The following is a 22268-nucleotide window of genomic DNA, read 5'->3' on the forward strand; positions in this document are numbered from 1 at the left end:
TCAAATGCGATCTTTGATGGTTGCTATATCATGGTTGGTATATGTATTGGGACGTGACGGGCTGACTCCAAGGTCGACCTTGCACGAGCAGAAGGCAGGGAAAAGCGATGGCGCGGCCCGGGAATCTGACAACAACTTCAAGTGGTTACAGAGAAGCACCGGGCGATGGCGAAACCCTGCTGCGCAGCGGTCTCAGTCTGCGTCACATGCGCATGATCGTCGCGCTCGACGACCACAGCCGAGTCAGCGCGGCAGCCCAGGTTCTGAACATTTCGCAGCCGGCGGCCTCGCGCATGATCGCGGAGATGGAGGCGGTGCTGGAGGTCAAGCTGTGCGAGAGGCTGCCGCGCGGTATCACCTTGACGCCATACGGCAAGGCTTTGGCCAGGCGCGCGCGCTCGATCCTGCTGGAGATGCGCGAGGTGGACCGCGAGATTTCCGAGCTCAAGGCGGGCAAGGGTGGTTCGGTTTTCCTGGGTGCCGTGACCGCGCCGGCTATCGAGCTGGCGGTGCCGGCAATTCGTGAGATCCGCCGCATCTATCCGCGCATCGAGATCACCATGCAGGTCGAGACCTCCAATGTGCTGGCACGCGAGCTGATCGCCACGCGTCATGATTTCATCATCGCGCGCATACCGGACGATCTCAATCCGCGGCTGTTCGAGTCGCGCGTCATCGGCGTCGAGAAGGCCTGCCTGATCGTGCGCCGGGGCCATCCGCTCACCAAGGGCGAGGCGGTGCGGCTGGAAGAGACCGCCGCCTATGACTGGGTTTTCCAGTCTGGCGGCTCGCCCTTGCGCCAGGCCATGGAGAGCAACTTCCTCAACCGCAACATCGCTTTGCCGGATCGTATCCTGAACACCAGTTCGCTGCTCCTGACCCTGGTCATGGTCGCGCAATCCGATGCCATCGCACCGGTCTCTGTCCAGGTGGCGAAATTCATCCAGAACCCTGACGGGCTGGCCGGCGCCATCGACGTCGTCCAGACCGAATTCGACATCGAGGTCAGGCCCTACAGCCTGATCACGGTCAGGAATCGCGCGCTGTCGCCGGCCGCCAAGATGCTGCACGACTTCATTCTGAGAGAAGTGGGATGATGGCTCGCTCGGGTAAGGTTGCCCGGCGAAAGCACCGCCAGGCCGAGGCTAGAGCAGTTCACCGTTTCACGGAAACGGCGACCCGCTCTAACTCCTCGTTTTGACGCAATTCCGGACGGAAAGCCGTTTCACACTCTTCCTGCAATTGCTCTAGCGAAAGCGAACTGGGAACATTGTTTCCCGCCGATGCGTTCATGATCTTGCAAGGGACGATTTCTTCTGGAGGCTGAACATGCGCAGCTTCGAAATCATCGATCTGCTTTGCGTGATCGAGGCCTGCAAGCACGATCGATCGGTCGGGAATTTCGTTTCCATGGCTGAAGGCGTGGAAGAATTGCGGGTGTTGACCGGCGATTTCGTTTCATCGGATGACGTGGCGGCAAACGCCCTCGCAACGGTGGCGCTTGCGCGAGGCTGCTCGGTTGTGTTCGACGAACAGGCAGGCGCTGAAATGGTTCTGACGCCTTAGACTGGAGCGGGTAGAGGGAATCGAACCCTCGCGTTCAGCTTGGGAAGCTGACAAGCTACCATTACATCATACCCGCGTGCGCCCTCGTTACCATGACGGCCCGGCTTCGGGCAATCGCAAAGCGGTCTGTTCTCACGACGGTCGTGCTGCGGATCACGGCGCGCCCGCGGCCGTGAATTGCCGTTTTGCCTCCGCGACCTTATTGCCGGGGGCGAAGCTTGGCCAGTATTTCGAGATGGCCAGCGTCGCGCCGGCGGAAGAGAAGTGGCCATAGTCGAAGTAGAGAAATTCATTGGTCGTGGCATCGGCGTATGAACAACCGGCCGAGTCGCACAGATACGTCAGCGGATCTATGAAATCGGCCCCTTTGGTGAACGGCAGAACCCGTGAGTTGATGTCCGGATCCATAGCCATCGGCCAGGATGTGGTTCCGGCATGCTCCCGTTTCACCAAGAAAGCGATCTTCTGGACGTCGGCGATGAATTCCGGAGACTGGCCGACGGTATAGACCTTGACCCCCATCTCGCGAAGCCGATCGATCGTCTTCTGCAGGCCGTCGAAGCCCCTGGCCTGGTAGTCGGTCCATCGGCCGCTCAAGATCACCGCCTGGATGTTGGCGTCGCGAATGATCGACAAGGCCCGTTCGTTGAAGCGGGTGCAGGCGGGCCGAGCATAGGAAAAATAGGTCAGGTCGGGCGGACAGCCGGCATAGGTGTATTGGATGACATTGGCCTGGATTTTCTGGGCGTTGGGCTCAAGTCCCGGAACATAATGGGCAGCGAAAGAATCGCCCCACAGCAGCACATTGGTGGCAAAGCCCGTTGTACGGGTGCAGTCGGCAAGGTTCCAGTCTTCGATGCGGGTCCCGTTTTCGTTGAAACAGATGCCGTTGCGCCAGTCGCCGACCGGGATACGTTCGGTCGAGAAATCCGGAAACCGTTGCGGGAAACCGTTGCCCAGTGCGCCGGCCAAACCACCGGCGCACAGCAGCGCGATTGCCGTCGCCGAAAAGGCGAAGATAGGCAGCGGGGCAGTATAGGCTCCTTTGTGGCGGAAGGGTTGCTCGACATATTTCCAGGAGAATGCCGCCAAGGCGAAACTGGCCGCCGTCATCGCGATAATCGTTGGCACACCGACAGTCTTCAGGGAGAGATAATGGACGAACGAGTTGATCGGCCAGTGGACGAGGTAAAGCGAATAGGAAATGAGGCCGACCCAGACCAGCGGCGCCAACCGAAGCACGCGAGTGGCGACAGATGCCGGCCTGTCGGCGCTATCCTGGCCAGCATAGATCAGCAAAGCTGTTCCGATGCAGGGGAATAGGGCGTTGTAGCCGGGGAACGGATCGCTGTCCGAAATCATCACAAAGCCAAATGCAATCAGGGCAAAGCCGGCGAGGCCGATCAGGTCCGCCGCCAGCCGACTGGCTAGGACCGGAGGCTTCCGCAACATCAGCATGGCGCCCAGCGCCAGCTCCCATATGCGCGTCGGCAAGAGATAGAACCCTGCCGTCGGTGCCAGCGAGGTTGCTATGACTGCCAGGGCAAAGCTGCCGATGGCCATCGGCAGAAGTACCGTCAGCCAGCGCTTCGAGACGTATCGGTAGATCAGATAAAGGAGGATCGGCGCGAAGATATAATACTGCTCTTCCACCGAAAGCGACCATGTGTGCAGGAGCGGCCGCAGTTCGGCGTCGATGGAGAAATAGTTCGTCGTTTTCCAGAAATAGACGTTCGACCAGAAGGTCGAGGCGGCGATCACGCTAAGGCTGAATTCGTGGAGATCCGAAGGCAGAAGGATGAACCAGGCGGCAATGCTCGCGAGCAGGATGACGAAGGTCAGCGCCGGCAGGATGCGCCGTGCGCGGCGCCAGTAGAAGCGGCCGATCGAGAATTGGCCCCGCTCAAGATCATCGAGCAGGCTGCCGCTGATCAGATAGCCCGATATGACGAAGAAGATGTCGACACCGGTGAAGCCGCCAGGAATGGCGGACACGCCGAAATGGAAGAGCACGACGGGCAGCACCGCAACGGCCCGCAGGCCGTCGATGTCGCGCCGGTAGTTCATCCGGCCGGCTCGCGCGCGACCACCAGGATCCGTGCGGCCGCACCCGACACGCTCATGCGGCGATGCCTTCGGTCGTGCTGAAAATCCCGGCTCGTCGATCTCACAGGCTTACCCTCAGGCAGCAATTTTGCTGCGCTGCAACATGGGTGTCAAGGCATATATTGGCTGTCGCGAAATCCGCCAGGAACGCACCAGGATTAGACGCCGGGCAGATAGATTACCGCGTAGTCGTCCGAGTAGGCCCGTTTCCAGCCCAACTGGTCGAAGAAGGGAATGCGGCTGTCGTCGGCCGACAGCAGCGCCCAGCCTATTGCGTATTTCTTCAGGCGGGCTTCGAGGAGTGGCCTGCCGCCGCTTTGTCCTGTCTCGTTGTCGTTCTTTGTAAAACCGCCCAGGAACAGTTGGTCCGTCCTTCCGTCGATATAGGTCTTGAACCCGTGGAAAATCAGCGTGCCGCCGAAATTGTAGGAATTCAGCACGTTGCCGGATAGATGATGGCTTTCGGCGAATGCCAGCGCTCCGCTGGCCGACGTCTTCGGGCTTGGCGCGACCTGATAGGCACTGCCGAGCACGGCGACCGCGCCGATCAGCAAGACGGCTGCCGCGCCGCAGATCGCATAGAACCGCCTGGCGAGGAAATTTTCCAGTCCGTCGCGCTTTTCGGCCAGCCATGTGGTGGCCGAAAGCGAGGGATATTGCTGTGCGACCTCGACCGCGATCATCAGGGGAACCAGCAGGAAGAACAGATACATGAAACGCACATGGGCGAGATAGACATGCAAGGTGAAGACGACGAACAACGCCTTGGCCCAGCCAATTCGCAGCCGTGACACCAGAAGCCCGAAAAGCGCCAGCAGAATCGCAGCTTCCTGGACGGGGCCATCCGGCTGACTGAAGGGTTTCCATTCCATGATCAGCGGCACGGCCTCATTGCCATAGGCCACGGTCAGGGTCGCCAGTATGGCCTGGACGCCATAGGGGTGGATCAGGCTGACCAGCGGGCAAAGCAGCCCGAATGCGATCCATTTCGCCACGAGGGCAGGTTTCGACAGGCCTGTGCGCTCCAGCAGATCGAGACCGGCGAAAGCCGCGATGACGAAGCTCAAGGTGAAGGTGGCGTGCAGGTTCGCCCACAACACAACCAGCACAAGCAGCCACCATGGCGGCGCCCGCTCTTCCCGTGCCGCACGAAAGAGCATCTCCGTCCAGATGACGATGATCGGGAACGTGAAGACATGCGGACGCGAGGTGAAAATCGGATTGATCAGGAACACTGCGGCGAAGGCCAGCGTAATCGCCAGCATCGGCTTCAGCCATGTGCTGAGAAACCACCCCATCAGGAGCACCGTCAGGGAGATCGAGGCGATGATCAGCGTGACCACCCCGTTCCAGCCTCCTGCCCGGTAGCCAAGAGCCAGCAGGACCTGCCCCAGCCATTCCTTGGCAATCCACGGCTGGCCGGCAAAAGTGTAGGAATAAGGGTCGACTGCCGGAAATGTCCGGTTTTCCAGGAAATCCAGCCCGACCTTGATTTGCCACCAGCTGTCGGGATCCTGCAGGGTGGAAGCGGCCTGGGCAGCCAGTGCTCCCGCCATCGCCAAGGCCGCAAGCAGGCAGAAGATCAGCCGGATGCGCTGCGAATCCTCGAATGACGGCAAGGCGTGCACAGTCGATTGAATCTCGCTCACATCATGCCCCAAAGCCATTGCATTGCACCTCAATCAAGGAATGTGGTCCATTGACGTCGCCCGAATGGCCGCTGCGCTACCATCCGTATTTCCCACGAACACAAAGCGGGCCGAACCAAAGTAAAAAATGATCGAGTAAAGGCAGTTTCCGGCCAAGTGGACGAATGGGTTTTCGAGGATGCCTCCCGAAACGGCGGCAACCACGATGGCCAGGTTGGCGCCATAGGCGACAACAAAAATTATCACATATCGTTGGGCGGTGCCGGGGCGAAAGCCCCCCTCTCTGTTGAAGGTCCATTGCCGATTGAGGAAGAAACCAAGGATGAGGCCGGCAGCATAGCCTGTTGCATTGGAAACGATGTCACCAAGGCCCAGCGCAAGCCCAGCCAGTATTGTTGCATATCCTAGCGCGGTATTGAGCACCCCCACGGCGCCAAACCGCAACATTCTCAACAAATCGGATGGCAGACTTGACAGCATGCTGTTCCTGGTGTGCCAGCGCCTATCGGTAGAACACCGTCTCAAGCACGTGCGGCCTTCTTTGCCATCTCTTGCAGGCGGTGGACGGGCAGCTCCTTGTCCTCGGCTGCCTGGCTGCGCGAAACGATCTCGTTGACGAAATAAAGCGGCCGCCGCTTCGTCTCCATGTACATGCGCCCGAGATACTCGCCGAAGATGCCAAGCACCATGAGCTGGACGCTGCCCAGGATCAGCATGATCGCGGCAAGGCTGGTCCAGCCGGGCAAGACGTTTCCGACCGACCATTCGAACAGGGTGTAGCCGAGCACGACCAGCCCCAGAAGCCCGAACATCATTCCGAGCAGCGAGGCGAACCGCAAGGGTACGATGGAGAAGCTGGTCATCGCGTCGACCGCCAGAAGAAGCATTTTCTTCAGCGGATAGTGGGTGGTGCCGGCAAAGCGGCGGTGCCGCTCATAGGGGAAAGCCACCTGTCTCAGCCCGATCCAGCTCACCATGCCGCGAATGAACCTGTAACGTTCTGGCATCGCGTTCAGATGGTCGAGCGCGCGACGGTTCATCAGCCGGAAATCACCGGTATTCGGGGCTATGTCGACGTCGACCATCCGGCGCAGCAAGCGATAGAACATGGACGCGGAGGCGAGCTTGAACCAGCTTTCGCCATCGCGCGTCAGCCTCTGGCCGTAAACCACATCGAAGCCTTCGTTCATCTTCGTCATCATCGCGCCGAGCAGTTCAGGCGGATCCTGCAGGTCGGCATCGAGAATGAGAATGCGCTGGCCGCGGCAGAATTCGAGCCCGGCGCTCAACGCGATCTGGTGGCCGTAATTGCGGGCAAGGTCGATGGCGACGACATGGTCGTCCTTTTCGGCCAGCTGCAGAATGGCCTCGCGCGTACCGTCGGTCGCGCCATCGATGACAAGGACGATCTCGTAGGAAGGGCCTTGTTCAAGGCATGCGGCCGTTACCCGCCGATGCAGTTCGGCCACGCCATCCAGCTCGTTGTAGCATGGGATGACCACCGACAGCATGACGCCGCGTCGCGCGGTGTTTTTCTCCGTCTCCACCAAAGCCTTGCTCCCGCTATTCGATTGGGAATAGCGGCAATTGGTTAGAAAACAGATAAGCCAGCGGGATCGGCCGCGGGCCGTAGGTCAGCTGTCTTTCAGGTGTCTCGGCGCTGCTTGGGGGCCACACATGCTCGCTGAGGCCTTTTGCATCCCGCAAAACTGCCGGCTTGAAGCGGGCAAGCCAAGTGCGTATGTCTGAGCCGACGCCCTCGAGTCTGGGTACCTCAATCTGGAGACGGGCCTTGTCCGCATTGACGCGCTTTCTTGGCGACTCGCCGCTCAAGGTGATCCTGAAACTGCTGGTGGTGTCTTTCCTCGTCGGCCTGGTCATGAATGCCTTCGGCTGGTCGCCGATGGATGTGCTCTATGGCATCCGGAAGTTCTTCATGGACCTGTGGAATCTCGGCTTCCACGCCATCGACCGCTTCCTCGGCTATATCCTGCTGGGCGCGGCTATCGTCGTGCCGGCGTTCATCCTGTTGAGGCTCGCCAACTACCGGAAGTAGAGCATGAGCTCGAACCGCAGGTCCGCGTCAGCGAACCCTGGCACACGGTTTTTGGACAAGATCGTGCTACCGGGCGTAGCCCGCGGCGACCTCGAACAGGATGGCGTGGCGCGCCGCGAGTGCGGGCACATCAGTTGAATAGCCACCCCCGATGACGCCACACACCGGAACGCCCCGCGTGCGAAAGTGGCTGATCACCATGTCGTCGCGGGCGCGCAGGCCGTCATCCGATAACGACAGCCTGCCAAGCCGGTCCTCAGCATGGACGTCGACGCCGGCATTGTAGAACACGATATCCCAATGGGCTTGGGCGGACAGTTCCGGCAGGATGGCGGCGAGCCTCTTCATGTAAGCGACGTCACCCGTGCCGTCGGGCAGCGCGACATCGAGGTCGGAGGCGATCTTGCGCACGGGGTAGTTGCGGTCGCCATGCATGGAAAAGGTGAACACGCGCGGATCATCGGCGAGAATATCCGCCGTGCCGTCGCCCTGGTGCACGTCGAGATCGACGACCAGGATGTTTTGTGCCGCGCCTTCGGCGAGCAGGACCAGCGCGGCGACGGCGACATCGTTGAAGGTGCAGAATCCCGCGCCTTGCGCGCGCCGTGCATGGTGGCTGCCGCCGGCGGTGTTGCAGGCGATACCGTGGCGCAAGGCCAGCCGCGCCGCCAGCACGGTGCCGCCGGTGGCAAGCTGCGCGCGCAGCGAGACGCGGGGTCCGATCGGAAAACCGATCTCGCGCTCGATCTTCTCGGGCACGCAGCAGTTGACGACCTGGTCGACATAGTCCGCCGCATGCGCAAGCTCCAGCCATGACGCCGGTGCCGGTTCGGCGGTGCTGAGCCCGTCGGGGCCGGCGAGGCCGCGCGCACGCAGCGCCTCCATCAGCAAGGGATATTTGCTCATCGGAAAGCGATGGTTGACGGCGAAGCCGGCGTCGTAGTCGGGATGATGGACGATCTGCAGAGGCATGAAATCGTATCCGGCTGGCTCACGCCAGACCGGGATTTCGGTTGGCCGTCAAGGGATAGGTGATTGCGCGGTGGCCGGAAAATGGGGCACATCGACGGTTCTATCAAGCCGCAATCAGCAAGGCAGCAATCCTTGGACAAAGGTGCAACACCAGCCGACGCCAGATACTTTGTCGTCACCAACCGTTCCGTGCTCGCCATCGCCGTGCCGATGACGCTTGCCTATCTGACGACGCCGATGCTCGGCCTGGTCGACACGGCTGTCGTCGGACAGTTCGGCGATGCCGCCTTGCTTGGCGGCCTGGCGGCCGGCGCATTGATCTTCGACGTCGTCTTCACCTCTTTCAATTTCCTGCGCTCGGGCACCACTGGCCTTGTCGCACAGGCATTTGGGCGTGGCGATGCCCTGGAGGAACAGGCGGTGTTCTGGCGAGCCGTGCTGATCGCGGTTATCGCCGGCATCGTGCTCGCTGCCCTTGCGCCGCTGGTCGCCATCGTCGGGCAAAAGTTCATGGGCGCCGAACCGCGCGTCAGCGAGGCGATGGGCGTCTACATCAGGATCAGGCTGCTCGCGGCGCCGTTCTCGCTGATCAACTACGCCATCCTCGGCTATGTGCTGGGGCGCGGCGAGGGCGGGCTCGGGCTGATGCTGCAATTGGTGCTGAACGGCATCAACATCGCGCTCTGCTTCCTGCTTGGGTTGGAACTTGGCTGGGGTGTCGCCGGCGTTGCCTGGGCGACCGTCACCGGTGAGTTCCTGGCCATGCTGCTCGGCCTGGCGATCGTCATCCGCCGGTTCCGGGCCGCCCCATCCTTGCCGCGCCACCGCCTGCTCGACATGGCCGCCTTCCTGCGCATGCTGTCGCTCAACCGCGACATCATGATCCGCTCGTTCTCGCTGCTCGCCGCCTTCGCATTGTTCACCCGCCAGGGCGCGCAGTTCGGCACGGTGACGCTGGCCGCCAACGCCGTGCTGATGAACTTCTTCCTCGTCGCCGGCTATTTCCTCGACGGCTTTGCCACCGCCGCCGAACAGCTGGCGGGCCGTGCCGTCGGCGCACGTGCCGCCGCACCGTTCCGCCAGGCCGTGCGGCTGACGCTGTTCTGGGGTTTCGGACTGGCGGGAGCCGCGACGCTGGTAATGCTGTCTGGGGGCGCCAATCTGGTCGCTCTCGTGACGACATCGGAGGACGTCCGTTCGGTGGCCGACATCTACCTGCCGTGGGCGGCATTCACGGCGCTGAGCGGTGTGCTGGCGTTCCAGATGGATGGCGTCTTCATCGGCGCGACCTGGTCCCGCGACATGCGCAACATGATGCTGCTGTCGTTCCTGTTTTTCGCCGCCGCGCTGCTGACCCTTGCGCCCGCCTTCGGCAACAATGGACTGTGGGCGGCGCTGCACGTCTTCCTGCTGGTGCGAGGCTTCAGCCTGCTGACAATCCTGAGGCTCAGGGTGCGGACGGCGTTTTAGACGGTGTCCCCGGAAGGCCCTGCGTCGTCCATGGCACCGAACGGCACCTGTTCGCGATAGGAATTTTTTCTTGACTCGGTGACCTCAGCTATGGTACATATTTGTTTATGGTGCTGATTTGCGCCAGTGACCCGCCGCACAGGCGGGTTTTTCGTTTGATGCTCCGTCAGCCAACGCGCCCGCGAGGCTCCGAAGCAGCTCGTTAACCCGGGTTCGTTGCCAATGCTGTGCGGTCGGATGCACTTGCACTTCCAGTCGATTTCCAACAGACTTGATGCACCAATTGTTCCAGGGCAAGCTTATGCGAAGCTACCTGCCATATGTCTTGGGCGCGGCGCTGGGATTGCTCGCTGCGTTCATTCTCTCCGCGGTTTCTGGCATCGGCGGAACCGCACAGTTGCTTCTCTTCGGAGTGTTGCCTGCCATCGGCGGCACCATCTGCGAGCGGGGCCGTCAGTCGCAATCTACGCTCCTGAGAGCGGTTCAGAGTTGCCTGGACGCCCAGAAGTCGAGGCGGCTGTCGCGCAACTCGCAAATCGACTTCAACCGTTCCTTTTCGACGAAACGGATCATTCCGGAAAGAACGCGGGCTGGTAGCGAGGGCCCGGCATAGATCATGCCGGTGTAGAGCTGCACCAGATCAGCGCCCGCACGGATCTTGTCCAGCGCCGTATCGGCGGAATCGACGCCGCCGACGCCGATGATGGCAAGCTCCGGCCCGAGTAATTTGCGCATCTTCGCCAGCACGATGGTCGAACGCTCGAACAGCGGCTTGCCGGAGAGTCCCCCGGTCTCGTGCTTGGTGTCGCCGCTGCGCAGCGGCGGTCGGGAAATGGTGGTGTTGGAGACGATGACGCCGTCCACCTGCTTTTCGGTGACCTCGGCGGCGATGTCCTCCAGCTCTGCCTCGACCAGATCCGGCGCGATCTTCAGGAACACCGGCGGCTGCGCCGTTCCCGTGGCGCGCGCGGCCATGACCCGCGACAAGAGTTCGCCGAGCTGCTCGCGCGCCTGCATGTTGCGCAGGCCCGGCGTGTTGGGCGAGGAGATGTTGACGGTGAGATAGCTGGCGTATTGCGCAAACCGGGCGACACCGCGCTCATAGTCGCCGATGCGGTCGCTGCTGTCCTTGTTGGCGCCGATGTTGACGCCGACGATGCCGGAGCGGCCCTTACGTGCGGCAAGGCGCTTTTCGGCCGCTGCATGGCCTTCATTGTTGAAGCCCAATCGGTTGATCACCGCATCATCGGCAGTCAGCCGGAAAATACGCGGCTTCGGGTTACCGGCTTGCGGCAGCGGCGTGATGGTACCGACCTCCGTGAAGCCGAAGCCCAGGCCAATCAGCGCGTCGGGCACTTCGGCATTCTTGTCGTAGCCCGCTGCCATGCCGAGCGGGTTCGGAAACTCGAGGCCGCAGACCGTAATCTTCAGCCTGTCATCGCGGACCGCCGGCGCACCAACCGGAACGCCGCATCGCAGCGCCGCAATCGACATACCATGCGCGGTTTCCGGATCGAAGGCGAACAGCAGCTTCTGGCCGAGCCGGTCGAGCACGCTCATTGCCCCTCCAGTGCCGGGAACTGGTGCACACCATCGGCGCCAAGCGGCAGTGGTCGGACCCACAGCACTGCTTTCAGGTCCAGAACGTCGTAGAGATGCGGAAACAGTTCGCCGCCGCGCGAGACCTCGTATCTCAGCGCAGCGCCCAAGCCGGCGCCGCCGACGGCGACCAGCAAAAGGTCTGTCTGGCCGGCAAAGTGCTTTGCCGCCGTTTCCCTGACCTGTGCTGCCGTGGAGAAGTGGATGAAGCCGTCGGCGACATCGATCGGCGCGCCGGTGAAGCGGCCATGTGTTTCGGCCTCGCGCCATGGCGCTTGCGGGGTTATCTTGTAGATAATCTGAGACATGGTTGCGCTATAGAGCAGTTCCAGGAAAAGTGTGAAACGGTTTTCCCGGGAAAAGCGCATAGCGCTTTCCCTTGGGAATTGCGTCAAGAAGATTCCGAACCAGCCATTCGGGAAAGGCCACGCCAAGGGTCTTCCCCATTTCCGGCGCAAACATGCGATATCTGAGGCCTTGGCCAAGGAGGACAACATGCGTCTGCAGCACATCTTGATCCCCGCCGCGCTCGTTTCGCTGATCGCGGCTTCAGCTTATTCGGAAGAAACCGACCGCTACCGGCTGGAAAAGTCCGATAACGGCTTTGTCCGTATCGATACGCAGACCGGCGCCATGTCGATTTGCGAGGAGCGTTCGGGCCAGCTCGTCTGCAAGATGGCGGCCGACGAACGCGCTGCTTTCCAGGACGAGGTCGACCGCTTGCAGACCTCGATGAAGGCGATGGACGAGCGCGTCACCAAGCTCGAGAATTCGCTCTCCGCCCGCCTCGAATCGAAACTGCCGAGCGAGGAGGATTTCAACAAGACGATGGGCTACATGGAGCGCTTCCTTCGCGGCTTCATGGGCATCGTCAGGGATATGGACAAGGACAACGGCGCCCAGCCCAATTCGCAGAAGACCTGAGCGTTTCAACCACGGGAGGCGGCGCGCTGGCTTTGCCGCTTGAAAACAGCGCGCAGCCCCTCATAATCGTCCAATTGAACCCGAAAAGCCAAAAATCATCGGGGATTTGGGGAGGGACATTTGCCGGCAGGCTATTCTTTCGTCATCGCCGACGATCACCCGCTGTTTCGCGGTGCGCTGCGCGAAGCACTCGCCGGCATCGGCAATGTCGCCGCCATCCATGAAGCCGGCGATTTCGAGAGCGCCAAGGCGCTGGTCGTGGCCAACGAGGACGTCGATCTGGTGCTGCTCGACCTGTCGATGCCGGGCGCCAGCGGCCTGTCCGGCCTGGTCTCGCTGCGTGGCATCCATCCGGCGGTGCCGCTGGTCGTGGTGTCGGCGCATGACGATCCGGCGACCATCCGGCGGGCGCTCGATCTCGGCGCTTCCGGCTTCATCTCCAAATCGGCCAGCATGGAGGAGATCCGCAGCGCGGTGCAATCGGTGCTTGCCGGCGACATCGCCGCACCAGCCGGCGTCGATCTCGGCGTGGAGCGCGATCCCGAAATATCGGACCTTATCAAGCGGCTGCAGGCTTTGACGCCGCAGCAGACACGGGTGCTGGGCATGCTGGCCGAGGGCCTGCTCAACAAGCAGATCGCCTATGAACTCGGCGTCTCCGAGGCTACCATCAAGGCGCATGTCTCGGCCATCCTGCAGAAGCTCGGCGTCGACAGCCGCACGCAGGCGGTGATCCTGCTGTCCAAGATCGGCAGCGACCCGCTGCAGCCGGCAAGTTGATCGCCAGGGCGCCTGTTCAATCAGAATAGAGTTCAATCAGAGCACTGAACCTCCGTCCGCCGCATCGGCCGGGCGTTGAAGCTTGCGAAACTGATGGCGGCCATGATCCAGACGCCGATCCCGCCATAGAGCATGACCCAGCCAAAGCCGTTGCGCAGCGCATCCTGGGCGACGGTCCCGGCGAGCCCGGAGATGGGATTTCCAGCAGCGATAGCTTCGGCGAGAAGACGCAATTGGGCAGCGTCGAGGTCGGGCAGCGCATGCCCCAAATGCGCCAGCACACCGCTGGCCAGGATGAAGCCCATCACCGCGATGCTCAACGCCAATGAAACCATGCGCGCGCTCATGTCGATGCCGGAGGCCATGCCGGCGCGATCGCTCGAAACGGAACCCGTCGTCGTGTTGGTGACAGGTGTGTTGGTTATCCCCAGACCCATCCCCGCGATCAGGCAGCCGGGCAGCATCGTCAGCCAGTCCGGTTGCGCGGCGGCGCTGCCGAACTTCATCAGGATGAACCCGACGCCGATGATGACGAGGCCCGCCGGAATGATGATGCCGGGCCGATAACGCAGCGAAAAGCGCTCTGCCAACGGCGGCAGCACAAGCGTCGGCAGCGTGTAGGCAAGCAGGGCAAGGCCGGTGGAGACAGTGTCATAGCCGAGCCCGGCGTGGAACCAGATCGGCAGGTAGATCATGAAAGGCCAATAGCTGAGGTTCATCGCGGCCGAGCCGACGATGGCGCCGGAAAAAGGCCGGATCCGGAAGACCGAGAAGTCGAACATCGGCCGCTGGCTGACCTTCTCGGCAATGAGGAAGGCGATGAAGCTCACTATCGAGATAGCGAGGATCGCCAGCGCGGCAGGGCTGGAGAAACCCAGATCCGGCCCCTGGATGATGTAGAAAACGAGGCAGAAAACCGACGGCGACAGCGTCAGGATGCCTGCTATGTCGAGCTTGCCCGCCTGTGGATCCTTCGATTCGTGAACGCCCATCAGAGCGAGGGCGAACGCCAGCGCCGCAACCGGCACGTGGACAAGAAATACCCATTGCCAGTTCGAGACCGCGACGATGCCGCCGCCGATGATGGGGCCGAAGCCGAGGCCGGTGCCGAAGATGACGCCCCACCAGCCCCATGCGACGGCGCGTTCGCGCCCTTCCCGGAATTCATGCGACAGCACGGCAAGCTGGCAGATCAGCATCGCACCGCCGCTCAGGCCCTGCAGAAACCGGGCGACGATGAGCGTGGAGACACTTTCGGCGAGACCGCAGATCAGTGACGTCAGGCCGAAGGCGGCGATGGCGACCAGAAAGACACGCTTGCGTCCGTAGCGATCGGCAAGCGTGCCGACCGCCATCAGCACCGTCGTGACCGCGATCGTATAGGCGTTCATCACCCATTGCAGTTGCTTGAAGTCGGCGTGCAGCACCTGCTCCAGTGTCGGCAGGATCGTGGGAACGCTTGAAATCTCCAGGCCGAACATCAGGCACGCCAGGCAGGCGGCAAACAGAACGATGATGCCGCGGCGGGTCGGTACAGTGGGCATGGTTCAACCTTTCGAACGTATTTGGCGGCAATCGGCGAATCCATCTCAGCTCGCCCGGCGCGTATGGCCCAGGGTAGGCGAGGCTTGATCATTTTAGAATTGCATGGTTCTCTATTTCAGAGACAACAAGTGCGGATAGCTGACATGACGCTGGACGTAGACGCTGTGAAAACATTCGTCGCCATCGCCGATCTTCAGAGCTTTACGCGTGCGGCCGAGGCTCTTGGCAGCACGCAAGGGGCGATCAGCGTGAAGCTGAAGCGGCTGGAAGAGCGCGTCGGCCAGAAATTGATCGAGCGCACGCCTCGGCTGGTTCGCTTGTCGGCGCAGGGCGCGGTGTTTCTCCAGCCCGCACGCGACTTCCTCGCCGCACACGATCGCGCCATTGCCAGCCTGTCTTCGGTGCGCCGCCGCTTCACACTGGGCATCGCCACCCATGTCGGAGGCGCGGAAGTCCCGACATTGCTGGCGCGGCTCAATGCGCATGACCCGGCGCTCACCATCGAAGTGCGGCTCGATGATTCGCGCGACCTGCTGGACGCTTTCGATCGCGGTGAGATCGACGCGGCGATCATCCGTCGGGAGGACGACCGGCGCGATGGTGAAGTGCTGGCGCCCGAACATTTCGGCTGGTACGCCGCGCCCGGCTTCGTCCACCGGGCCGACGAGCCGCTGCGCCTGGCGGCATCCTCGCCATCCTGCGGTATTCGTAACATCACGACCCGCGCGCTCGACGCTGTCGGAATACCGTGGACGGAGGTGTTCCTCGGCTGCGGCTCCTTCGCCGTTGCCGAGGCCGTCTCGGCCGGCCTCGCAGCCTCGGTATTTTCCTGCCGGCTCGCCCCATCCGGCACCATCGAGGTCAGCCGGAAATTCGGGCTGCCGGCGCTGCCGCCTTCCGAGATCGTGCTGCTTTCGACGCTGACGGACGCCAAGTCCCGCGAGGCGCTGAGGACGCTTGCAATGGCCTTTCGCGAGCATCGTCCGCCTGTGGCGGGCAATGCCGGACGGCCTCGATTCCGCAGTTCCCAGATGGTCGACGGCCTGGCCTAGAGCAATTCTAGGAGAAGTGTGAAGCGGTTTTCCGTCTAGAATTGCGTTAAAACAAAGAGTTAGAGCAGAACGCCGTTTCGGTGAAACGGTGAAATGCTCTAGGACCCACCCTCGGACACCAGGGCTGAGACCGGGCGCCTTTGATGCTATTCGGCCGCCGGTGCCAGCGGCCTCACCCTGGCCATCATCGAGCGCAGTACCGCTGGTTTGAGCGGTTTGTTGATCACCGCAATCTCGAGCCCGCCCGCGGCCGTGCGCACCTCGTTGGAGCGGTCGGCGGTGACCAGCACGGCCGGCAGGTTATCGCCATGGATCGCGCGCAGCCTGACGATGAGTTCGAGACCGGTTTCGCCGTCGAGATGATAGTCGGCAAGGACGATGTCCGGGCGGTGCATCGCGGCGCTGTCGAGGTCGTTTGAGCCGGACACGGTGTCGACGTTGCAACCCCAGCCTTCGAGCAGGAGCCGCATGCCTTCGAGGATGCGGGCGTCGTTGTCGATGCACAGCACGTGCAGCCCGGCCAGCGAAGCGGTCGCGCGGGCAGGAGCCCTGGTTTCGATCTCGCGCCGCGGCTCCTGCACGGCCGCCACGGGCAGGATGACGGAGAAGCGCGTGCCCTTGCCAGGGGTGGAAAAGATCCGGATCTCCAGGCGCAGCACCCGGGCGATGCGGTCGACGATGGAGAGGCCGAGACCGAGGCCTTCGGCCTCGCGCGCGCCCTCGTCGAGCCGGGTGAATTCGCGAAAGACGGTGTTCAGCTTGTCGCCGGCGATGCCGATGCCGGTATCGATCACCTGGATCTCGGCCAGTTCGCCGCGCCGCCTGACGCCAACCAGCACGCGGCCGTGGCGCGTGTATTTGATGGCGTTGGAGACGAGATTCTGGATCAGGCGGCGCAGCAGATTGCGGTCCGTCGTCACTGTCAGCGAGGACGGAATGATGGTCAGCTCGAGCTTCTTTTCGGCGGCGAGCGGCCGGAAGTCGTTGCCGATCTGGCGCAGCAATCCGTCGAGGTTGAAGGCGGTATCGTCCGGCTTCATCGCGCCGGCGTCGAGGCGGGAGATGTCGAGCACGGCGCCGAGAATCGTCTCGACCGATTCCAGCGAGGATTCGATGTTGACGGCCGCCTTGCCGGCAGGCCCTTTGCCGGCCTTCTCGATCAGCGAGGAGCAATAGAGCCGGGCAGCGTTCAGCGGCTGCAGGATGTCGTGGCCGGCGGCGGCGAGGAAGCGCGTCTTGCCGAGATTGGCCTCCTCGGCCAGCATCTGCGCCTGCGCCAGCTCCTCGTTGACCCGGGTCAACTCGATGGTGCGGGTCTTGACGCGCTGCTCCAGCGATTCATTGGCCCGCTTCAGTGCCAGGTCCTGCTCGACGCGTCCGGAAATGTCGGCATAGGTGGCGACGATGCCGCCGTCCGGCATCGGGTTGGAACGCAGTTCCAGGATGCGGCCCGAGGTTTTCAGCTCCATCTGCCACGGGCTGACGAAACTGGTCAGCCGGTTGAGCATGGCCACACGCTGATCGGCGGGGATGTCGCCGCGCTCGGCGAGATGGCGCAGGATGCGGTCGAGCGAGACGCCGACCTGGCCCATTTCATCGGGCAGGTCGAACAGCGCCCGGTACTGGCGGTTCCAGCAGATCAGGCGGAAATCGCGATCGAAGACGGTGATGCCCTGTTCCATCTGGTCGAGCGCGATCTGAAGCAGGTCGCGGTTGTGCTGCAGCGCCTCGGTGGCGTCGTCGAGCAAGCGGAAAGCATCCCGGGATTCGCGGTCGTGGCGCCGAAACAGCAGCGACAGGATCAGCCGCGCCGAAGAGGAACCGACGGCGCTGGCCAGCAATTGCTCGGAGAAGCGGATGACGTCCATGCTCGCCTGCTCGTTGCCGTGCAGCGAGGTTCCGTTGGTTTTTTCGAACGACTGGAAAGAGCGCTCGGTGCGCTCGACACCGAGATAGCGCCCGATCGTGTCCTTCAGGTCGTTGACGGTGATGGCGGTGCGGAAGCGGCGCAGGCTTGGCATCGGGCCGGCATCGCGCGGCACGAAGATCGACGCCTGTATGCGTTCCAGCGGCACCGATGCGCGCGACAGCGAACCGAGCACAAAGAACACCGCGTTGATCGACAGGCTCCACAGCACGCCGTGGTTCAGCGGTTCGGCGACGGTGCCGAACAATGCCTGCGGCCGCAGCGCCTCGAAGCCGAACAGCCCGTGCACGATGATGCCGGTATCAGGGGCGGCAAGCGACGGAAACAGCAGCGTGTAGCCCCAGACGAGGATGCCAGCGATCATGCCGAGTGCCGCACCCCGGCCATTGGCGCCGCGCCAGATCAGCCCGCCGATCAGGGCGGGCGCGAACTGCGCGATGGCCGCGAACGACATCAGGCCGATCGACGACAGCCGCGCGCTGTCGGTGCTCTCGCGATAATAGAGGAAGGCGATGAACAAGAGGATGAAGATCGCCCCGCGCCGCACATTGAGGATCAGCGTCGACCAGTCCTCCGTCTCGGAGGTCGAGGTCTTGAGCAGGCGGCGCACGAACAGCGGAATGACGAGGTCGTTGGAGATCATGATCGACAGCGCCACGCTTTCGACGATCACCATCGCCGTCGCCGCCGACAGGCCGCCGATGAAAGCCGCCATCGCCAGCAAATCATGGCCGCTGAACAGGGGCAGCGACAGCACGTAGAGATCGCTGCTGGTTCCGGTGCCGACCAGCGAAAGGCCGGCGAAGGCGATCGGCAGTACGAACAGGTTGATCGCCACGAGGTAGAGCGGAAACACCCATGTCGCGGTGCGCAGTTCGGCCTCGCCGCGGTTCTCGACGATGGTGACGTAGAACTGCCGCGGCAGCATGATGATGGCAAAGCCGCTCAGGCAAGTCAGCACCAGCCAGGTGGCGAGCGAGGTGTTGTAGCTCATCGCCTGCCGAACCTGAGCATTCTGGGCGAGCTTGTCGAACATGTCGCCCGGGCCGCCGAAGATCAGGAAGGTGACCATCAGGCCGATGGCCAGGAAGGCGGCAAGCTTGACCACGGTTTCGACGGCCACCGCCAGCACCAGCCCGTCCTGGTGTTCGGTGGCGTCGGCGTGGCGTGTGCCGAACAGCACCGCAAACAGCGCCAGCAGCATGGCGACGACCAGCGAGATGTCGCTGACGAAGGGATCGAAGGAGGGCGGCGATCCGGTATAGTGCTCGACCATAAGGCTGACCGAACCGGAGATCGCCTTCAACTGCAGTGCGATGTAGGGCACCGCGCCGATGGTGGCGATCAGCGTGGCGATCGCCGCGACGGTGAAACTCTTGCCGTAGCGGGCGCCAAGGAAATCGGCGATCGAGGTGATCTTCTCGGTCTTGGCCAGCCGCACGATGCGGTTGAGCAGCGGGAAGCCGAACACGAAGACCAGCACCGGGCCGGTATAGATACCGAGGAATTCGAGGCCGCGTTCGGAAGAGAGGCCGACCGAGCCGAAGAAAGTCCAGGATGTGCAGTAGATCGCGAGGCTAAGCGCGTAGATGAAAGGCCGCCCCCGGCTCGGCCCTGAAATGGCCGAGCGGCGGTCGCCGAGGCTGGCGATGGCAAACAGCAGCGTCACATAGGCGACCGCGATGATGACGATGAACAAGCCCTGCACGCCTGGACTTTCCTCCTCTGCCGCCTTTTTATCCGGCTTGCCCGGACGCAATCACAGCTTGGCGTCGGAGTCCATTGCGGAGCTGCATAGGACGGTTCTCAGGCCGGCGCGTCGGTGTCGTTATGGTGAAGATCGCCGCTGAGCGCCGTGGAAAATGCGGCCCACAATGATCTCCTCCGAACCCATATGGTAGAGAATGATGTGCTTGCCATGGACGAACTGATGGGTCCTGCCTTCATAGAGCCTGCCCATATTCGGGTAATCGCCGAGCAACTCAAACACCGCATCGAGTTCGCGCAGGTACTTTTCGCCCTGGGTGTGGCCGAAGTTTTCGAAGGTGTGGCGGTAAATGTCTTTCAGATCGCGTTCGGCGCGATGCGTTATTCGGCACGCGCTTCCCGAATAATGTCATCGATCGACTTTTCGCTGACGGGGCTCTCGAAACCTTCGTTGATCGCCGCCTGAATCGCTTTCCGCTTCTCATCGGGCGAAAGCGCGTCAAACCAAGCGCGCTGCTCCTTTGTTGGAGCCGCCCACGGATAAACATCAATGCTGATGGTTTCGAGCATGTTCATGAGAACATTATAGGCGAAAACGCCTATGATTGCCGGAAATTCAACTCTGCTCCTGCCAAGCCGTGGGCCTCGAACAACCGAACCGGGGTCTTGGCGGGCAACCTGGCCGGATCCCGGTAAGGAGAAACCGGTTGCTTTCTCCTTTTTATCGATGTTGCAACCGGAGGTTTTTGTTATGTTGCCTCAGGTCGACGCCGCAAGGACGGAAACGGCAGCTCGGCCAGTCACGACAAGGAGGGTCGAATGCTGAAAGAATTCCAGGAATTCATTTCCAAGGGTAATGTGATGGACCTTGCGGTCGGCGTCATCATCGGCGCGGCCTTCGGCAAGATCGTCGATTCCCTTGTCAACGACATCATCATGCCAATCGTCGGTGCGATTTTCGGCGGATTGGACTTCAACAACTATTTCTTCGGATTGTCCTCAGCCGTCAACGCGACCTCGCTGGCGGACGCCAAGAAGCAAGGCGCGGTCTTTGCCTATGGCAGCTTCATCACCGTGGCGCTGAACTTCCTCATCCTCGCTTTTATCATCTTCCTGATGGTCAAGGCGGTGAACAACATGCGCAAGCGGCTTGAGCGCGAGAAGCCCGCTGCACCGGCCGCTCCGCCGCCAGCCGACGTCGCGCTGCTCACCGAAATTCGCGATCTGCTCGCCAGGCGCTGACCGCGGCCGGCATTTGCTGGACCAAAACCCCGGTCGTTCGCGGCCGGGGTTTTCTGTTTTCGCATCTGATAAGGACCGCTGACGAAAACCGCAGACCAAAACGGACCCGCCAATGACCCTGATCGACAGCTTGCGCACCGAGGCCCGTGCGGCACCCGAAAGCGGCATTGTCGCCGTCGTCAATTACGGCCGCCTGCGCGAAGGCATGATTCCGCTCTGGGCCGGCGAGGGCGACCTGCCGACGCCGGCCTTCATCACCGATGCCGCGTCGAAGGCGCTGGCCGGCGGCGAGACATTCTACACCTGGCAAAGGGGCATCCCCGATCTCAGGCAGGCGCTCTCCCGCTACTATGCCAGGCATTTCGGCAAGACCTTCCCGGAGGAAGAATTCATCGTCACCGGCTCCGGCATGCATGCCATCCAGCTGGCGCTCGACGCGCTCGCCGGCCCCGGCGACGAAGTGGTCTATCTGTCGCCGGCCTGGCCGAATTTCGACGCCGCAGCAGGGATAGCGGGAGCCGTTCCGGTGGCGGTCACGCTCGATCATTCCGGCAATGGCTGGTCCTGCGACGTCGAGAAGATCGCGGCTTCGATTACGCCGCGCACAAAGGCGCTGTTCATCAACACGCCGTCGAATCCGACCGGCTGGACCGCCGATCATGAGACCTTGCAGGCCATCCTCGATCTGGCGCGCGCGAAAAACCTCTGGATCATCGCGGACGAGATCTATTCGCTTTTCCACTATGGCCACGGCCGCGCGCCGTCCTTCCTCGACATCGCGTCGGCGGAAGACCGCATCCTGTACGTCAATTCCTTCTCCAAGAACTGGGCGATGACCGGCTGGCGCGTCGGCTGGATCAAGACGCATCCGAGCTTGCAGCAGGTGTTCGAGAACCTGATCCAGTATTCGAACTCCGGCGTCGCCCAGTTCATGCAGCGCGGCGCGGCCGCCGCGCTTGACGGGGGCGATGCCTTCGTTGCCGAACAGGTGGAGCGGGCGCGCAAGGCGCGCGACCTTGTCTGCGGCATTCTCGGCGCCACCGGCCGCGCCCGGTTCACGGTGCCGCAGGGCGCGTTCTATCTGTTTTTCACTGTCGACGGCATCACCGATTCACGCACCGCTGCCTTCGACATTGTCGACAAGGCCAATGTCGGCCTGGCGCCAGGCACCGCTTTCGGCCCCGGCGGCGAGGCGTTTTTGCGGTTGTGTTTCCACCGCCGCCTCGACCAGGTCGAGGAAGCGGCGCACCGGCTGGCAAATTGGATGAAGGCTATTTGAGGATTGGGCTGGACAGGAAAGCCGCGCGTTTGAAGATTCTGGACCGCCTCACTCTTCGGCCGCAGTAACGGCATGGATCCTAGGGTCTGCGCCGCGTCGCTTCGCTCCTTGCTCCGCCCTAGGATGACGAAGAGAAAGATGCCTCGGCCAACCTCGAAAGTCGGCTATTGCTACGATGCCAAACTCCATCTCTGTGACTAGCCAGAAGCCCCCACGCTTCGTCATCCTAGGGCGTAGCAGTCGCGAACCGACGCCGCGGAGACCCTAGGATCCTGTGTGTTGTTCCCATGCTATGTCTGAAGTGGGAAGGAGACCGAGGGGATCCTGGTCGTCCTTTCGAGGACAGGCCGTGGCATGGCTCGGTCCCTTCCCACCGGTGAACCATCAACCTGAA

General features: G+C 62.2%; 19 protein-coding genes and 1 tRNA gene. 10 read left to right on the forward strand and 10 right to left on the reverse strand.

Annotation, left to right across the window (positions count from 1 at the left end; translation table 11 throughout):
* Nucleotides 1–107 precede the first annotated feature (107 nt).
* Entirely contained in the window at nucleotides 108–1097 is a 990-nt protein-coding gene (locus tag EOA13_RS20310) for a LysR family transcriptional regulator (protein ID WP_127295342.1), read from the forward strand.
* 232 nt (nucleotides 1098–1329) lie between these two features.
* Nucleotides 1330–1566 carry a hypothetical protein gene (locus EOA13_RS20315; RefSeq protein ID WP_127266711.1) on the forward strand — a complete coding sequence of 79 codons (237 nt, stop codon included), beginning with the start codon at nucleotides 1330–1332 and terminating at the stop codon, nucleotides 1564–1566.
* 2 nt (nucleotides 1567–1568) lie between these two features.
* Here the strand turns inward: EOA13_RS20315 and EOA13_RS20320 are convergent.
* The 5 genes from EOA13_RS20320 to EOA13_RS20340 form a co-directional block, all read right to left on the reverse strand.
* A tRNA-Gly gene (locus EOA13_RS20320) sits at nucleotides 1569–1642 on the reverse strand.
* 77 nt (nucleotides 1643–1719) lie between these two features.
* On the reverse strand, nucleotides 1720–3633 hold the full coding sequence (locus tag EOA13_RS20325) for an acyltransferase family protein (protein ID WP_127295344.1): 1914 nt from the start codon (nucleotides 3631–3633) through the stop codon (nucleotides 1720–1722).
* Nucleotides 3634–3830: 197 nt separating this feature from the next.
* Complete coding sequence (locus EOA13_RS20330) at nucleotides 3831–5321, reverse strand: hypothetical protein (protein WP_206535298.1); 1491 nt, start codon at nucleotides 5319–5321, stop codon at nucleotides 3831–3833.
* A 33-nt stretch (nucleotides 5322–5354) separates the two neighbouring features.
* Complete coding sequence (locus tag EOA13_RS20335; protein ID WP_127295346.1) at nucleotides 5355–5801, reverse strand: GtrA family protein; 447 nt, start codon at nucleotides 5799–5801, stop codon at nucleotides 5355–5357.
* A 41-nt stretch (nucleotides 5802–5842) separates the two neighbouring features.
* The gene (locus EOA13_RS20340) at nucleotides 5843–6832 is read right to left on the reverse strand and encodes a glycosyltransferase family 2 protein (protein WP_206535300.1); all 990 of its coding nucleotides are present in this window, start codon (nucleotides 6830–6832) and stop codon (nucleotides 5843–5845) included.
* Nucleotides 6833–7062: 230 nt separating this feature from the next.
* On the opposite strand from EOA13_RS20340, the gene EOA13_RS20345 reads away from it, so the two are divergent.
* Nucleotides 7063–7377 carry a DUF6460 domain-containing protein gene (locus tag EOA13_RS20345; RefSeq protein ID WP_206535301.1) on the forward strand — a complete coding sequence of 105 codons (315 nt, stop codon included), beginning with the start codon at nucleotides 7063–7065 and terminating at the stop codon, nucleotides 7375–7377.
* Nucleotides 7378–7443: 66 nt separating this feature from the next.
* Here EOA13_RS20345 and EOA13_RS20350 read toward each other — a convergent pair whose 3' ends face one another.
* A complete protein-coding gene (locus EOA13_RS20350) occupies nucleotides 7444–8349 on the reverse strand; it encodes a histone deacetylase (protein WP_127295350.1) in 906 nt (301 codons plus the stop codon).
* Between the two features lie 132 nt (nucleotides 8350–8481).
* Here EOA13_RS20350 and EOA13_RS20355 point away from each other — a divergent pair, with 132 nt between their 5' ends.
* Nucleotides 8482–9819 carry an MATE family efflux transporter gene (locus EOA13_RS20355; protein ID WP_127295352.1) on the forward strand — a complete coding sequence of 446 codons (1338 nt, stop codon included), beginning with the start codon at nucleotides 8482–8484 and terminating at the stop codon, nucleotides 9817–9819.
* A 483-nt stretch (nucleotides 9820–10302) separates the two neighbouring features.
* Here EOA13_RS20355 and EOA13_RS20360 read toward each other — a convergent pair whose 3' ends face one another.
* Both EOA13_RS20360 and EOA13_RS20365 read right to left on the reverse strand, forming a co-directional pair.
* Nucleotides 10303–11379, reverse strand: a complete 1077-nt coding sequence (locus EOA13_RS20360; protein WP_127295354.1) for a quinone-dependent dihydroorotate dehydrogenase — start codon at nucleotides 11377–11379, stop codon at nucleotides 10303–10305.
* Nucleotides 11376–11726: a DUF952 domain-containing protein gene (locus EOA13_RS20365; RefSeq protein ID WP_164780204.1), complete on the reverse strand. Its 351-nt coding sequence runs from the start codon at nucleotides 11724–11726 to the stop codon at nucleotides 11376–11378. Before EOA13_RS20365 ends, EOA13_RS20360 begins: the two co-directional genes overlap by 4 nt.
* A 187-nt stretch (nucleotides 11727–11913) precedes the next feature.
* On the opposite strand from EOA13_RS20365, the gene EOA13_RS20370 reads away from it, so the two are divergent.
* Together EOA13_RS20370 and EOA13_RS20375 are read left to right on the forward strand one after the other, a co-directional pair.
* Nucleotides 11914–12342: a hypothetical protein gene (locus EOA13_RS20370; protein ID WP_023813892.1), complete on the forward strand. Its 429-nt coding sequence runs from the start codon at nucleotides 11914–11916 to the stop codon at nucleotides 12340–12342.
* A 120-nt stretch (nucleotides 12343–12462) separates the two neighbouring features.
* A complete protein-coding gene (locus EOA13_RS20375; RefSeq protein ID WP_127295358.1) occupies nucleotides 12463–13122 on the forward strand; it encodes a response regulator transcription factor in 660 nt (219 codons plus the stop codon).
* A gap of 32 nt (nucleotides 13123–13154) precedes the next feature.
* Here the strand turns inward: EOA13_RS20375 and EOA13_RS20380 are convergent, their stop codons facing one another.
* The gene (locus EOA13_RS20380; protein ID WP_127295360.1) at nucleotides 13155–14666 is read right to left on the reverse strand and encodes an MFS transporter; all 1512 of its coding nucleotides are present in this window, start codon (nucleotides 14664–14666) and stop codon (nucleotides 13155–13157) included.
* A 144-nt stretch (nucleotides 14667–14810) separates the two neighbouring features.
* Here EOA13_RS20380 and EOA13_RS20385 point away from each other — a divergent pair, with 144 nt between their 5' ends.
* Nucleotides 14811–15719, forward strand: coding sequence for a LysR substrate-binding domain-containing protein (locus EOA13_RS20385; RefSeq protein ID WP_027038578.1), 909 nt, complete (start codon nucleotides 14811–14813; stop codon nucleotides 15717–15719).
* Between the two features lie 146 nt (nucleotides 15720–15865).
* Here EOA13_RS20385 and EOA13_RS20390 read toward each other — a convergent pair whose 3' ends face one another.
* Entirely contained in the window at nucleotides 15866–19354 is a 3489-nt protein-coding gene (locus EOA13_RS20390; protein WP_127295362.1) for a PAS domain-containing hybrid sensor histidine kinase/response regulator, read from the reverse strand.
* 210 nt (nucleotides 19355–19564) lie between these two features.
* Here EOA13_RS20390 and EOA13_RS38815 point away from each other — a divergent pair, with 210 nt between their 5' ends.
* The 3 genes from EOA13_RS38815 to EOA13_RS20405 all read left to right on the forward strand — a co-directional run bounded on the left by EOA13_RS38815 (nucleotide 19565) and on the right by EOA13_RS20405 (nucleotide 21874).
* Nucleotides 19565–19819 carry a hypothetical protein gene (locus EOA13_RS38815; RefSeq protein WP_245490432.1) on the forward strand — a complete coding sequence of 85 codons (255 nt, stop codon included), beginning with the start codon at nucleotides 19565–19567 and terminating at the stop codon, nucleotides 19817–19819.
* Nucleotides 19820–20172: 353 nt separating this feature from the next.
* Nucleotides 20173–20595 carry a large conductance mechanosensitive channel protein MscL gene (gene mscL / locus EOA13_RS20400; RefSeq protein ID WP_027038576.1) on the forward strand — a complete coding sequence of 141 codons (423 nt, stop codon included), beginning with the start codon at nucleotides 20173–20175 and terminating at the stop codon, nucleotides 20593–20595.
* A gap of 112 nt (nucleotides 20596–20707) precedes the next feature.
* On the forward strand, nucleotides 20708–21874 hold the full coding sequence (locus tag EOA13_RS20405; protein WP_127295364.1) for a pyridoxal phosphate-dependent aminotransferase: 1167 nt from the start codon (nucleotides 20708–20710) through the stop codon (nucleotides 21872–21874).
* The last annotated feature ends 394 nt before the right edge of the window (nucleotides 21875–22268 follow it).

It is taken from the genome of Mesorhizobium sp. M7A.F.Ca.US.011.01.1.1, assembly GCF_003998295.1.
Lineage (GTDB): Bacteria > Pseudomonadota > Alphaproteobacteria > Rhizobiales > Rhizobiaceae > Mesorhizobium.